Below are 13,605 nucleotides of genomic sequence, written 5' to 3' on the forward strand. Positions count from 1 at the left end.
ATCGACACGCTCGCCGGATTCCTTCGAAAGAATCTCCGCCGGGGTCCTTTCCACAGGTGACGGGTCACATCAGTCGGCGAAGTCCTTGAGCCTCGCGGTCTCGAGGGTGATCCCTACAGGATCCGGCAGCTCGATCACGGTGCCGAACGGTTGTGGGGTACCAGAGCGGTACCTGCCGCCTTTCGGCTCCGAGTAGACGGTGATGGTCGCCGCCTCACGATCAATCAGCAGGTAGACGGGGATGCCAGTGGTCGCGTAGCCGGTCGGCTTCTCAATCCGGTCACGCCGGTTCGCGTCGCTGTCACGGGACGTGACCTCGACGACCATCAGCACTCCCTCGGGTTCTGACCACTCACCCTTGCCCTCGAAGAACGTCTGCGGCGCCAGCGACCCGTCCGGGCGGGCCCTCCCATTGCGGTATGCCTCGACCTTGAGCCCCTGTTCAGGGAAGAGAAACAAGTCAGGACGATGCTGCATACATCGTTGGAGGAGCCAGGCGACGATCGTCCCGTGATTGCCGTCCGGCATGGGCTTGACCCCGACCTTTCCGTTCAAGAACTCCAGCGACACCGTTTCGGGCGCATGGCGGGCGAGCTCTTCGAAATCCTCGACGAGCATCTGGGGCTGATCGGAAGTCATGGGGTTCATGGCGTCGCCTCCTCCCTTCCATCCTGCCCCGCTCACTGGCGGACCGTGCTGCAAGGTCGTCATGCGCGTGCTCCCTTCTCCATACGCCGCCCGGTGCGCCCTGTGCGCATGGCGGCGCGCACCTGCCCCGCATGGGCGTGAACCTGATCGGCGGCGAGGCCGGGCCGCCTGCCCCGGCAGCCCTCGCACAGCCCACCTCGCATCCCAGCGCCTTCGCTCGGCTCACCGCAGGCCGTGCACACGACCTCGTAGTGGGCCTCGTGGCGCGGCGTTTCGGGCAGCTCCGGCGGCAGCTTGCCGAGCAGCCGGGCCCGTACGAACCCGTATGGGTGCTCCACCTTCTCCGGAAGCCCCGCCATCACTCCCTGCACGAGCTGCGCCTCACCCGCGCCCCGCGCGAACCACTCAGCGGCCTGCTCCTCCAGCGAACCGCACTCGGCAGCGGAGAGCGTCAGCCGGGCGTCGATACGCCCGAGCCGGGCGAGTGCGTCGTACACGGTCGACCGTGCCGTACGCGAGGGCTCGGTGACCGGCACCTCCCCGCCGAGAAAGGAGTCCCACCAGGCGTCATCGCGTGCCGTCCGTGAGAAGAAGGTGTGCCACACCCAGCGGGGGCAGCCGTCGAGGGTGACGGGACGGCGTACGCGGCGCAAATGACCTGCGGCGGAGAGGTTGTTGAGGGCGGTGCCGATCGCGCACTGGCCGTACGAGAGGTGCTTGGCCAGAGTCTTGATGGACATGTCCGACTCGTCGTCGAGCCGGTCGAGGTACCCGGCGATCGATGCCTCGCGAGCGGGCAGATGGCCGAAGTCCCGTCCACTGCGGGGCTCTTGATCGGGCGCCGACTTCTTCCCGTACCCCGGATTGGCCATGGGATGGGCGGACGGGCGCGGGGCAGCACTAAGCTGGGCAACAGCCATGGGTCGAAGGCTCGATTCGATCGTGGTCAGACCCCCGCCTGGTGCTGAGAACACCTACGGGGGTCGAATTCTTTGCGGCGCACGCTACACGCCCGCCACGCTCCGCCGCGACCCGATCACAAAAAGTCATCTCCCCTGGCCCGAGGGCCGATTGAGCCCGCCGCGCACAGCCACAGGGGAGGGAGGGTGGGCTGAGCCACCCTCCCATTCCTTACAAGAAGAGTCTCGAATCCCGACCCTCGAAGCTCAAGCCCCGATGCACGCGACGAACTCCCCCCCACGCAGAGGCGGTGACGGTCAACTCGGGGCCTTCACCGATCGGTTGAGCTTCGAGTCCCGAACGAAGTAATCGCGTCCGGCGAGTAGTTGGACTTAAAACCCCTCACCTCAACGACTCCCACAACTCCCCCGCCTCCGGCTCGTCCGCCACCACCCGGTTCCGGTCGGAAGGCGCGGGCACCACCGGCATCGTCACCGTCTCGGTGCCGGCGGAGGAGAGGGCCTTCAGACTCTCGCCCAGGCTCATCAGTTCGTTCAGGGAGTTCAGGCCCGTGTCCGTGGTGAGGCTGCCGGTCAGGGCGTCGGCGACGCTGTAGAGCTGGGTGGGGCTGGTGAGGAGGTCGGTGGAGGCGACCTGTTCCAGGAGGGCCCTCACCAGTTTCTGCTGGAGGCCGATGCGGCCGAGGTCGCTGCCGTCGCCTATGCCGTGCCGGGTGCGGGCGAGGGCCAGAGCCTGTGCGCCGTCGAGGACGTGGGTGCCCGCCTTCAGTTCGAGGTGGCTGTCCTCGTCGGAGATGTCCTCGTCCGTCGTCACCGTGACCCCGCCCAGCGCGTCCACCAGGTCGGCGAAGCCCGCGAAGTCGATCTCGATGTAGTGGTCCATGCGGACGTTCGTCATGGACTCCACCGTCTTGACCGCGCAGACGGGGCCGCCGACCGAGTACGCGCTGTTGAACATCGCGCCGTACGCCACCGATGTCGAACCGCCCGAATCCAGCGGGCACGAGGGGCGCGTGACGAGGGTGTCGCGCGGGATGCTCACGACCGTCGCCTCCGTACGGCCCTCGTCGAGGTGGACGATCATCGCCGTGTCGGAGCGGGCGCCCGTGCTGCTGCCGCCGCCGAGCTCCTGGTTCCGCTTGCCGCTGCGCGAATCCGAGCCGAGGACCAGGATGTTGAGCGCGCCGCTCGGGACCGGGGTGGGGGACGCGGAGGGGGACGCGGAGTTCGTCGGCGCCCTCATCACCCTCGGCGGGCGGTCGTCGCCCAGTGCGCTGTCGATGTCGACGCTCTTGATGTTCTGGTTCAGGTGCCAGTACGCCCAGCCCGCACCGGCGACCGAGACGACCAGGACGCAACCGAGCGCGATTCCCGCCGCCTTGAACAGCCGTGAGCCTCGTCGACTGCGTCTCGCGGGGCCCGCGTTGCCGGCCCCGGTGCCCCCGTCCCCGTGATCCTCTTCACCACTCACACACAGGAACGTAAGTCCGAATTATTACGAGCAGTAGCCCCTTACTTGATTTCTTGAGAGATTCTCATATTTGGCGGCCTTTTCTCAGACAGCGCTCTCGAAAGTTTCGGGCGACTCCTGCGACCTCTGCGACTCCTGCGCCCACTACGCCCCGTAATACGCCGCCCGCGTCTCCCCCGCCGGCGACGCGGTACTGCTCCGCACGACCAGACTCGTGGCCAGCTCCACGCGTGTCGCCGTCGACGGCCGCTCCGCCCGTCCCAGGTCCAGGACGAGCCGGGCCGCCGCCTCGGCCATCTCCGTGAGCGGCTGACGCACGGTGGTCAGGGGCGGGCCCACCCAACGGGCCACCGGCAGGTCGTCGAAGCCGACGATGCTGAGGTCCTCGGGGATGCGGAGACCGAGCTCGCGGGCGGCCTCGTACAGGCCGAGGGCCTGTAGGTCGTTGCCTGCGAAGACGGCCGTCGGGCGGTCCGCAAGTTTCAGGAGCTCAAGCCCCGCCCGGTAGCCGCTCTCGTGGTGGAAGTCGCCGGTGCGGATCAGCTCGGGGTCGACCGGCAGCCCGGCCGTGTCGAGCGCGGCCCGGTAGCCGTCGAGCCGGGCCCTGCTGCACATCATCCGCGAGGGCCCGCTGATCACGCCGATCCGGCGGTGGCCGAGCTCCGCGAGATGACGGGTCGCCGCCAGCCCGCCCTGCCAGTTGGTGGCGCCCACGGACGGCACGTCGTCGCCGGGGTCGCCCGCCGGGTCGACCACCACGAACGGGATGGAGCGGCTGGTGAGCAGCGCCCGCTGCGACTCGTCGAGCCCGTTCAGGACGAGGACGACGCCGTGCGGGCGGCGGGCGGCGACCTGGTCGGCCCAGGTGCGGCCGGGGGTGAGCCGGCCCGCGCTCTCGGAGAGGACCACACTCAGCCCCTCGTCCCGCGCCACGTTCTCGACGCCCCGGATGACCTCCATCGCCCAGGCGCTCTCCAGCTCGTGGAAGACCAGGTCGATGAGGGGCGAGCGGGACGCCTCGGCGCGGCGGCGCCGATAGCCGTGTTGGCGCAGCAGCTCCTCGACCCGGGTCCGGGTCGAGGGGGCCACATCGGCACGGCCGTTGAGCACCTTCGAAACAGTCGGGGCCGAGACTCCCGCCTCGCGGGCGATCTCGGCCAGCGTCGCTGACTGGGCTACGGCGGGATTCGGGCGAGTCATGGTCAGGATCGTATCCCTGCGCAACCTCTTGACGAAGCCCTTCGACGGTCATACGTTCCCGGAACATTCGAAGTAACACGCGAAACATTCGTATTCGAAGTGCCACCTGAACCGTTCGTGAGAGGTGCTGTATGGAGTCGATCAGCGGGCAGTCCAACGGTGGGCAGCCCACAGGCGGGCAGCCCACTACTGCCGGGAGCGTCGGAGGCCTGGGCAGCCGGACGTTCAGCAGGCGCTGGGTCCTCGGCGCCGGTGCCACCACCCTGCTCACCACCGGACTCACCGCCTGCGGCTCCAGCGACGGTTCCGGCGGGGGCGGCGGCACGATCACCGCCTTCGTGTACGGGGACGACGCGGTGAAGGTCCAGCAGGCGGCGGTCGACCGTTTCAACAAGTCCGCGGCCGCCAAGTCGGCCGATGGCAAGGTGAAGCTGGAGAAGGTGCCGGGCTCGGACTACACGGCCAAGCTCCGTACGGCGATGGGCTCCCCGCGCCAGCCGGACGTCTTCTTCAACTGGGGCGGCGGCTCCATCACCGCGTACCAGGAGGCGAAGCAGCTCGTCGACCTGACCGACACCATCGCGGGCGATCCGGCCCTGAAGGACGGCTTCCTGCCCGCGGTGCTCGCGGCGGGCGAGCTCGGCGGCCGCAACTACGGCATCCCGATGCGCGGCATGCAGCCGGTGATCCTCTTCTACAACAAGTCGGTCTTCGCCGAGCACAAGCTCCAACCACCCACCACCTGGGCCGAGTTGCAGGACATCAACGCCAAGCTCAAGGCCGCGAGGATCACCCCGTTCGCACTCGGCGGCGCCGACACGTGGACCGAGTTGATGTGGCTGGAGTACCTGGTCGACCGCATCGGCGGACCCGAGGTCTTCGCGAAGATCCAGGGCGGCGACACGTCCGGCTGGGGCGACCCGGCCGTCCTCAAGGCCGCTGAGACGATCAAGGAACTCATCGACGACGGCGCCTTCGGCTCCAAGTTCAGCTCGGTGTCGTACGTGAACGGCGGCGCTCCGGCGGTCTTCGCCAAGGGCAAGGCGGCGATGCACCTGATGGGCTCGTGGGAGTACTCGACGCAGCTCGGCAAGTTCCCGGACTTCGCGAAGAGCAACCTGGGCTGGTTCGCGTTCCCCACGGTCGAGGGCGGCACGGGCGACATCCGCAATGTCGTCGGCAACCCCACCAACTACTGGTCCGTCAACGCCCGTACGAAGAACAAGGACGCCGCGATCGCCTTCCTGAAGGACTGCGCGTCGGAGACGTACGCGAAGGCCCTGGTGGCCAACGGCGACATCCCGACGACCTCCAACGCGGCCAAACTCCTCGACGCCTCGCCCAACCCGGAGTTCGCCAGGTTCCAGTACGAGATGGTCGAGAAGGCGCCGGCCTTCACGCTCTCCTGGGACCAGGCGCTGGGCGCGGACATCGCGACGCCGATGCTCACCGAGATCAACAAGCTGTTCGTCGGGCAGTCCTCGCCGAGCGAGTTCGTCTCGGCGCTCAAGGAGCTCAAGTGAGCGTACTGACTCCGGAGAAGGAGAACGAGAGGGGCCAGGTCCGGCCGCCGAAGACGAAGTCCAGAGCCGCCACGGTCGGCCGCCCGCACGCAGCCTGGGCCCTGCCCGGCGTGCTCTTCTTCGCCTTCTTCGCCGTCGTCCCGATGGGCCTGGCCTTCTACCTCTCCTTCACCAGCTGGGACGGCCTCGGCGACCCGCAACCGGTCGGCCTCGACAACTGGCAGAAGCTGATCAACGACGACCGGATGATGCAGTCGCTGTGGCTGACCGTGCTGCTGACGGCCGCGAGCTGGGTGTTCCAAACGGTCGTCGCGCTACTGCTCGGCGTCTGGGCGGCCGGCCGCCAGCGCAACCGGGCGGTCCTCTCCGCGATCTTCTTCGTTCCGTTCCTGCTCTCCTCGACGGCGATCGCGCTGCTCTTCTACGCCCTGCTCGACCCGAACTTCGGCATCATCCAGAAGAACACCCTCGGCTCGTCCAGCGGCGCGTTCCTCGCGATCGTGTTCGTCGGCGGCTGGCAGTTCATCCCCTTCCACACCCTGATCTACCAGGGCGGGGCCCGTCAGATCCCCGGAGTCCTCTACCAGGCGGCGGCGATCGACGGGGCGGGCCGCTACCGCCAGTTCTTCTCGATCACACTCCCGCAGCTGCGCCACACCATCACGACGTCCACCGTCCTGATGGTGGTCGGTTCACTGACGTACTTCGAGACGGTGCTGATCCTCACCAAGGGCGGCCCGGGCACGGACACCGCGATCCTGCCGTACCTGATGTACGAGGCGGGCTTCAAGAGCTACGACTTCGGCTACGCGAGCGCCATCGCGTCGTTCCTGGTCCTGGCCGCCACCGTGCTGTCCCTGATCCTCGTGCGGCTGACCGGATTCGGTGGCATGCGCAGTACCCGCGAAGGGATGTGACGGAGTGTCACACGATACGTTGCCGCGTCCCGCGAAGACCGAGGAGCCGGCCACGCAGCCCCCGCCGACACGCCGCCGACGGCACTGGACGAAGCGCGGCAACCCCCTCGCGGGCCTGGGTTCCGTCGTCTGGCTCGCGGTCGTCATCATTCCGATCTACGCGATGCTGTCGGCCTCTCTCACCAGCCAGGACAAGGCACTCACCGGCAACCCGCTGAAGCCGCCCACGAGTCCGACGCTCGACAACTACAACACCGTCCTCAACAGCGGCTTCGGCCATCTGCTCAGCAACACGGCGATCGTGGCCGTGGCGGTCGTGGCCATCGTCCTCGGCCTCTCCGTCCCGCTCGCCTACGTCGCCGTACGCACCCGCAACCGCTGGTCGGGCACGGCCTTCCGCGTCTTCCTGCTGGGCGTGGCGATCCCGGCGCAGGCAGTCGTCGTACCCCTCTACCTGATGATCGCCAAACTCGACCTGTACGACAGCCTGTTGGCGGTCATCCTGCCGACGGCGGCCTTCGCGATGCCGGTATCGGTGCTGGTCCTCGTGGGCAGCCTGCGGGACGTGTCGGAGGAGCTGTACGAGGCGATGGCCCTGGACGGCGCCTCGCCGCAGCGGATGCTGTTCCAGCTCACGATCCCGATGGCCAAGGGCGGTATCAGCACGGTCGTGATCTATGCGTCGCTGCAGGCCTGGAACGGCTTCATCTTCCCCCTCATCTTCACGCAGTCGGACGGCCCGCGCGTCCTCACCCTCGGACTGTTCAACTACGTCAGCCAGTTCGGCGTGAACATCCCCGCCCTGCTCGCCTCGGTCGTTCTCTCCGGTATCCCGATCTTCGTCGTCTACCTGGTCGCCCGCCGCGCGCTGGTGGGCGGCCTGATGGGCGTGGGCGGCAAGTGACAACCGACTTCCGGTATCTGACAGGAGTTTCATGACCACCGCCCCCTGGCGCGACCCCGCCCTGCTCCCGGAGACCCGGGTCGAGGACCTGCTCGCCCGGATGACCCTGGAGGAGAAGACCGCCCAGCTGTACGGCGTGTGGGTGGGCGCCGACGGAGACGGCGACGGAGTCGCCCCGCATCAGCACGAGATGACCTCGGACTACGACTGGGACGAGCTGATCACCCGCGGCCTGGGCCAGCTCACGCGCCCCTTCGGTACGGCCCCCGTGGACCCGGCGCTGGGCGCGCAGGCCCTTGCCCGCGCCCAGCGCCGAATCAGCGAGGCGGGCCGCTTCGGCATTCCCGCGATCGCCCACGAGGAGTGCCTGGCGGGCTTCACGGCCTGGGGCGCCACCGCCTACCCCGTACCGCTGGCCTGGGGCGCCACCTTCGACCCGGCCCTGGTCGAGGAGATGGCCCGCCGCATCGGCCAGGACCTCGCCTCCGTCGGCGTCCACCAGGGTCTGGCCCCCGTCCTGGACGTCGTCCGCGACCCGCGCTGGGGGCGGGTCGAGGAGACCATCGGCGAGGACCCGTACCTGGTCGGCACGGTCGGCGCCGCCTACGTGCGCGGCCTGGAGTCCGCCGGGATCATCGCCACGCTCAAGCACTTCGCGGGGTACGCGTCCTCCGTCGGCGCCCGCAATCTCGCTCCGGTACGGGCCGGTGTCCGGGAGTTCGCCGACGTCACCCTGCCGCCCTTCGAGTTCGCGCTGCGCGAGGGCGGGCCGCGTTCGGTGATGGCCGCGTACAACGAGATCGACGGCGTCCCGGCCTCGGCGGACCCGCGGCTGCTGACCCAACTCCTGCGCGAGGACTGGGGTTTCACGGGGACGGTGGTGGCGGACTACTTCGGCGTCGGCTTCCTGCAGACCCTGCACCGGGTCGCGGGCACCACGGCGGAGGCCGCGCACGCGGCGCTGGCCGCCGGGATCGACGTGGAACTGCCGACGGTGCGCTGCTACGGGGACGCACTGGCGGACGCGGTACGGTCCGGCGACGTCCCGGAGTCACTCGTGGACCGGGCCGCTGCCAGGGTCCTGCGCCAGAAGTGCGAACTGGGCCTGCTGGACGAGGACTGGACCCCGGAGCGGACCACCACGATCGATCTGGACTCCGCCCAGAACCGGGACCTCGCCCGCCGCCTCGCCGAGGAATCCGTCGTCCTGCTCTCCAACCCGGCCGACCTGCTTCCCCTCGCCCCCGACACCCGGATCGCCGTGGTGGGCCCGCGGGCCGCCGACGCCCTGGCCATGCTGGGCTGCTATTCGTTCCCGTCGCACGTGCTCCCGAACCACCCCGAGACGTCCATGGGCATCGAGATCCCGTCCCTCCTGGAGTCCCTCCGCACGGAACTCCCCGACGCCAAGATCACATTCACCGAGGGCTGCGACACCACCGACCCGGACACCGCCGGCTTCGAGGAAGCCATCGAACGGACGGCCGAGGCGGACGTCTGCGTGGCCGTGCTGGGCGACCGGGCCGGCCTCTTCGGCCGGGGCACGTCGGGCGAGGGATGCGACGTGGCGGGCCTCCAACTCCCGGGCGTGCAGGCCGAGTTGCTGGACGTGCTGACCGCGACCGGCACGCCCGTCGTACTGGTCCTGCTCACCGGCCGCCCGTACGCGCTGGGCCGCTGGCACACCCGACTCGGCGCGTCGGTCCAGGCGTTCTTCCCGGGGGAGGAGGGCGGCCCGGCAGTGGCGGGAGTGCTGTCGGGCCGCGTCAACCCGTCGGGAAGGCTGCCGGTGAGCGTCCCGCACGCCCCCGGCGGCCAGCCCTGGACCTACCTCCAGCCCCCACTGGGCCTCGCCGGCTCGGTCAGCAACCTCGACCCGACGCCGCTGCACGCCTTCGGACACGGGCTGTCGTACACGGAGTTCACCTGGGAGGACGCCACCGAGACGCCGCCGGAGACGGAGATCGGCACGGACGGCTCCTACGACGTCTCGGTCACCGTCCGCAACACCGGCCCCCGCGAAGGCGCGGAGGTCGTCCAGCTCTACCTCCACGACCCGGTGGCTTCCGTGACCCGTCCCGATGTGCGCCTCATCGGTTACCAGCGGCTGGAGTTGGCGCCGGGCGAGGCGAGCCGGGTGACCTTCCGATTCCACGGAGATCTCTCGGCGTTCACCGACCGTTCCGGGCGCCGGGTGGTTGAGCCGGGCGCGCTCGAACTACGGTTGTCGGCGTCCAGCGCGGACGTACGGCACACGGCGCGGCTGACCCTCACGGGTCCGGTACGCGTACTGGGCCCGGACCGGAGGCTGCGGTGCGAGGCGGAGGTGTCGGGGGTGGGATGACCTCCGCGCGGGGAGCACCGGGGATGCGATGACAGGTTGGTACACCACGAACTGCCGGCTTCCTTCTCCCCCGTCAGTCCTCCGGCACCGACTCGAACCGCCACCGATGTACTGCCCGAGTGACCAACTCGCCGTCCGGCTCGGGTAGTTCGGGCAGGTCGGCGTCGTACGCCGCGTCCCACCACGTAATGACCAGCACCCGGTCCTGCGGAGCCCGCAGGACCTCCCGGCGCAGGGGCCGCGCCGGGAGGTCCTGTGTCCGCACCCACGCGAGCAGTTCCTCGCCCCGCCCTTCTACGGCCCGGGCCTCCCACATCAGCGCGACGGTCATGAGTAGAGGTTGTCCTTGCTGACCTCGTGCACATGATCGTGGTCGTGATCGTCGCCATGCGCGCGCCCCGGCACATGCGTGTCCGTCACCGGCAACGACGAGTCCGCCGACAGATCCCAGTCTGAGGCGGCCCGACCCCGCGCCACCATCTCCGCACCCAGCGCGGCGACCATCGCCCCGTTGTCCGTGCACAACTTGGGCCGTGGCACCCGCAACCGGATCCCGGCCGCCTCGCACCGCTCCTGGGCGAGGACCCGCAGCCGCGAGTTGGCGGCCACGCCGCCGCCGATCATGAGGTGGTCGACGCCCTGGTCACGACAGGCCCGTACGGCCTTCCGCGTCAGCACATCCACCACCGCCTCCTGGAAGGACGCGGCCACATCGCGCACCGGCACCTCCTCCCCCGCCGCCCGCTTGGCCTCGATCCAGCGCGCCACGGAGGTCTTGAGACCGGAGAAGGAGAAGTCGTACGCCGCGTCGCGCGGGCCGGTGAGCCCGCGCGGGAAGGCGATGGCGGCCGGGTCGCCCTCTCGCGCGTACCGGTCGATGACCGGGCCGCCGGGGAAGCCGAGGTTCAGTACGCGCGCGATCTTGTCGAAGGCCTCGCCCGCCGCGTCGTCGATGGTCGAGCCCATGGGCCGTACGTCGCTGGTGATGTCCGAGGACAGGAGCAGGGACGAGTGCCCGCCGGAGACGAGGAGCGCCATCGTCGGCTCGGGCAGCGCGCCGTGCTCCAGCTGGTCCACACAGATGTGGGACGCGAGGTGATTGACGCCGTAGAGCGGCTTGCCCAGCGCGTACGCGTACGCCTTCGCGGCCGAAACCCCGACGAGGAGCGCGCCGGCGAGCCCGGGCCCGGCGGTGACGGCGATCCCGTCCAGGTCCTTCGCGCTCACCCCCGCCTCCTTCAGCGCGCGGTCGATGGTCGGCACCATCGCCTCCAGGTGGGCGCGGGAGGCGACCTCGGGCACGACTCCGCCGAAGCGCGCGTGTTCGTCGACGCTGGACGCGATCGCGTCCGCGAGCAGCGTGTGGCCGCGGACGATGCCGACGCCGGTCTCGTCGCAGGAGGTCTCGATGCCGAGGACGAGGGGTTCGTCAGTCATGGATATCTGTTCCCTGTGCGGAGGTTGAGCCTGTGGCCGAGCCGCTGTCGGACGCTCTGTCCAGTCGCATCACGAGTGCGTCCACGTTCCCCGGCTGGTAGTAGCCGCGCCGGAACCCGATGGGCTCGAAGCCGAAGCGTTCGTACAGCTTCTGGGCGCGGATGTTGTCGACGCGGCACTCGAGCATCACCTGGGGGCACTCGAAGGCGGTCGCGGCCCTCAGCAGCTCGGTCAGGATCAGCGCGCCGAGTCCGGTGCCCCAGTGTTCGCGGGCGACGGCGATGGTCTGTACGTCGGCGATGTCCCCGGCGGCGGCGAGGCCCCCGTACCCGACGATCCGCCCGCCGTCCTCGGCCACGACATAGCGCCGTGTCGCCTCCGGCCCTCGGGCGTGGGCCAGGTCCGACCAGAACATGCCCCGCGACCAGGCATCCTCGGGGAAGAGGACCTTCTCGAGCTCCAGTACGGGCTCGATGTCCCACCAGCGCATCTCACGCAGCACCGCGGTCGTCACTTGGGGGTGACCACCTTGTAGTTCTTGGGCACCTGGGCGTCGGGGCGGCGCAGGTACAGAGGCCGGGGGGCCTCCAGTTCCTCGCCGGCCGCCAGCCGCTCCGCCGCCAGGGACGCGAGCGCGGCCGCCGAGACGTGCTCGGGCCCGTACACGACCGGGAAGGTGTCGGGGTAGAGCAGCGCGCCCGCGCCGACGGCGGGCAGGCCGCCGATGTCCAGGTCCGCGGGCCGGTCCACGGCGGGCTCGGTGATCCGCGTGCGCGAGTCGGCGTACCGCGCCCAGTAGACCTCCTTGCGCCGGGCGTCGGTCGCCACGACGAAGGGGCCCTCTATGTCGGCCGCGTACGCGAGGCCGTCGAGCGTGCACAGTCCGTGCACGGGCACCCCCAGCGCGAGCCCGAACGTGTCGGCGGTCATCAGGCCGACCCGCAGCCCGGTGTACGGGCCGGGGCCGACGCCGGCGACGATCCCGGTGACGGCGTCGAGCCGCAGCCCGGCCTCGGCGAGCACCCGGTCGACGGCCGGCAGGAGCAGTTCCCCGTGCCGACGAGCGTCCACCTGGCTTGACGAGGCGATGACAGACGTCCCGTCGTGCAGGGCGACCGTGACGGCGGGGGTGGCGGTATCCAGAGCGAGCAAGAGCACGCGAACAGCCTACGGCGCCCACGTGCGAGGGATCGCCGTCCCAATCCCGCTTGGACCTGCTGCTACCGTCACAGCTACCGTCATACCGTGTCAGGACGGACAAATGCCGTACGAGAGGTGGGCACGCAAGGTGGCTAGGAGCAGCTCGGGAATCGTGGCCGGGCTCACCGCGGCGGCGCTCGCCGCGATCGGATTCCTCGCCTACCAGGCGTCGGCGAACGCGCCGGACGACCTGGGCACACAGCTGCCCGACAAGTCGTCCGCGGCCACCGCGGCGAAGGCCCCGCGGGACGAGGAGCACCCGACGGCGTTGCCCGCCGGGTCGGGCACGGGCCGGCGGGTCGTCTACTCGGTGGACGACGACCGGGTGTGGCTGGTCGGCGCGGGCGACAGGGTCAAGCGCACGTTCACGGTCGCGCCCGGAACGGTGGATCCGGCGCCCGCCACCTACGTCGTCACCTCACGTTCCGGCAGGATCACCGGCTCGGACGGCGTCCCTGTCGAGCACGTCGTCCGCTTCGCGAACGTGGACGACGTCCCGGTCGGCTTCAGCGCGGCGATCAACGGCTCGGCCTCCGCCCCCGACGCCCCCGACACCTCGAACCCTCCGAAGAAGCTCGGCGGCATCCGCGAGTCCCGCGAGGACGGCGACGCCATGTGGCAGTTCGCGATAATCGGCACAAAGGTCTTCGTGATCAAGTAGGACGTGATCACGTAGGAAACGACCGCGCCCCGGTCCCCGCCAGGGGCGCGGGGAACCGCGCGCCCAGCCGCAACCGACCCGCAGTCTCCATACGCCGTCTCCCGGACGGCGCTCCCAGCGGAGCGCTTACGCGGCTCGGCGGCGCTCGTCCTCCACGCGCACCGGCGGGGCCGGCGGGCGCGGGGGCGTGGACACCGCACGGGCGGCGGCACCGGCCGCGAGCAGCTCGCGCATCGACACCCTGCCGGGCTCGGCAGGAACACGCCGCGTCGCATCACGTTCCGAAGTCGACATGGCGGCCTCCTGTGGGCTCCCGGAGCAGACGTGGTTAGGTAGACCTAACCAACTCCTCCATCCATGTGAACACGCCGAAGCCACCT

General features: G+C 69.9%; 14 protein-coding genes. 5 read left to right on the top strand and 9 right to left on the bottom strand.

Features of this window, described 5'->3' with window-relative positions; genetic code table 11:
* Positions 1–69: 69 nt before the first annotated feature.
* The 4 genes from ACTWQR_RS21110 to ACTWQR_RS21125 all read right to left on the bottom strand — a co-directional run bounded on the left by ACTWQR_RS21110 (position 70) and on the right by ACTWQR_RS21125 (position 4,239).
* Positions 70–648 (bottom strand): Uma2 family endonuclease, encoded by a 579-nt coding sequence (locus ACTWQR_RS21110; RefSeq protein WP_443228683.1) that lies wholly within the window; start codon positions 646–648, stop codon positions 70–72.
* A gap of 59 nt (positions 649–707) precedes the next feature.
* Positions 708–1,520 (bottom strand): hypothetical protein, encoded by an 813-nt coding sequence (locus ACTWQR_RS21115; RefSeq protein WP_443228684.1) that lies wholly within the window; start codon positions 1,518–1,520, stop codon positions 708–710.
* Between the two features lie 430 nt (positions 1,521–1,950).
* The gene (locus ACTWQR_RS21120; RefSeq protein WP_443228685.1) at positions 1,951–3,039 is read right to left on the bottom strand and encodes an LCP family protein; all 1,089 of its coding nucleotides are present in this window, start codon (positions 3,037–3,039) and stop codon (positions 1,951–1,953) included.
* Between the two features lie 144 nt (positions 3,040–3,183).
* Positions 3,184–4,239: a LacI family DNA-binding transcriptional regulator gene (locus ACTWQR_RS21125; protein ID WP_443228686.1), complete on the bottom strand. Its 1,056-nt coding sequence runs from the start codon at positions 4,237–4,239 to the stop codon at positions 3,184–3,186.
* Between the two features lie 131 nt (positions 4,240–4,370).
* Here ACTWQR_RS21125 and ACTWQR_RS21130 point away from each other — a divergent pair, with 131 nt between their 5' ends.
* The 4 genes from ACTWQR_RS21130 to ACTWQR_RS21145 are packed head-to-tail and all read left to right on the top strand — an operon-like array spanning position 4,371 to position 9,927.
* On the top strand, positions 4,371–5,762 hold the full coding sequence (locus ACTWQR_RS21130; RefSeq protein WP_443228687.1) for an ABC transporter substrate-binding protein: 1,392 nt from the start codon (positions 4,371–4,373) through the stop codon (positions 5,760–5,762).
* A 5-nt stretch (positions 5,763–5,767) separates the two neighbouring features.
* Positions 5,768–6,679, top strand: coding sequence for a carbohydrate ABC transporter permease (locus tag ACTWQR_RS21135; RefSeq protein ID WP_443228778.1), 912 nt, complete (start codon positions 5,768–5,770; stop codon positions 6,677–6,679).
* Positions 6,680–6,683: 4 nt separating this feature from the next.
* Positions 6,684–7,583, top strand: coding sequence for a carbohydrate ABC transporter permease (locus ACTWQR_RS21140; protein WP_443228688.1), 900 nt, complete (start codon positions 6,684–6,686; stop codon positions 7,581–7,583).
* 31 nt (positions 7,584–7,614) lie between these two features.
* A complete protein-coding gene (locus ACTWQR_RS21145; protein WP_443228689.1) occupies positions 7,615–9,927 on the top strand; it encodes a beta-xylosidase/alpha-l-arabinosidase in 2,313 nt (770 codons plus the stop codon).
* Between the two features lie 73 nt (positions 9,928–10,000).
* Here ACTWQR_RS21145 and ACTWQR_RS21150 read toward each other — a convergent pair whose 3' ends face one another.
* The 4 genes from ACTWQR_RS21150 to tsaB are packed head-to-tail and all read right to left on the bottom strand — an operon-like array spanning position 10,001 to position 12,522.
* A complete protein-coding gene (locus ACTWQR_RS21150; RefSeq protein WP_443228690.1) occupies positions 10,001–10,258 on the bottom strand; it encodes a hypothetical protein in 258 nt (85 codons plus the stop codon).
* Positions 10,255–11,364 (bottom strand): tRNA (adenosine(37)-N6)-threonylcarbamoyltransferase complex transferase subunit TsaD, encoded by a 1,110-nt coding sequence (gene tsaD, locus ACTWQR_RS21155; protein ID WP_443228691.1) that lies wholly within the window; start codon positions 11,362–11,364, stop codon positions 10,255–10,257. Before tsaD ends, ACTWQR_RS21150 begins: the two co-directional genes overlap by 4 nt.
* Complete coding sequence (gene rimI / locus ACTWQR_RS21160; RefSeq protein WP_443228779.1) at positions 11,357–11,854, bottom strand: ribosomal protein S18-alanine N-acetyltransferase; 498 nt, start codon at positions 11,852–11,854, stop codon at positions 11,357–11,359. The genes tsaD and rimI overlap by 8 nt, the downstream gene beginning before the upstream one ends.
* A gap of 20 nt (positions 11,855–11,874) precedes the next feature.
* The gene (tsaB, locus tag ACTWQR_RS21165; RefSeq protein ID WP_443228692.1) at positions 11,875–12,522 is read right to left on the bottom strand and encodes a tRNA (adenosine(37)-N6)-threonylcarbamoyltransferase complex dimerization subunit type 1 TsaB; all 648 of its coding nucleotides are present in this window, start codon (positions 12,520–12,522) and stop codon (positions 11,875–11,877) included.
* 130 nt (positions 12,523–12,652) lie between these two features.
* Between tsaB and ACTWQR_RS21170 the strand changes: the two genes are divergently transcribed.
* The gene (locus tag ACTWQR_RS21170) at positions 12,653–13,225 is read left to right on the top strand and encodes a hypothetical protein (RefSeq protein WP_443228693.1); all 573 of its coding nucleotides are present in this window, start codon (positions 12,653–12,655) and stop codon (positions 13,223–13,225) included.
* 126 nt (positions 13,226–13,351) lie between these two features.
* On the opposite strand, the gene ACTWQR_RS21175 is transcribed toward ACTWQR_RS21170, so the two are convergent.
* Positions 13,352–13,519 carry a hypothetical protein gene (locus tag ACTWQR_RS21175; RefSeq protein ID WP_443228694.1) on the bottom strand — a complete coding sequence of 56 codons (168 nt, stop codon included), beginning with the start codon at positions 13,517–13,519 and terminating at the stop codon, positions 13,352–13,354.
* Positions 13,520–13,605 lie beyond the last annotated feature (86 nt).

Source organism: Streptomyces sp. 2A115, from assembly GCF_052245575.1.
Taxonomy (GTDB): Bacteria; Actinomycetota; Actinomycetes; order Streptomycetales; family Streptomycetaceae; genus Streptomyces.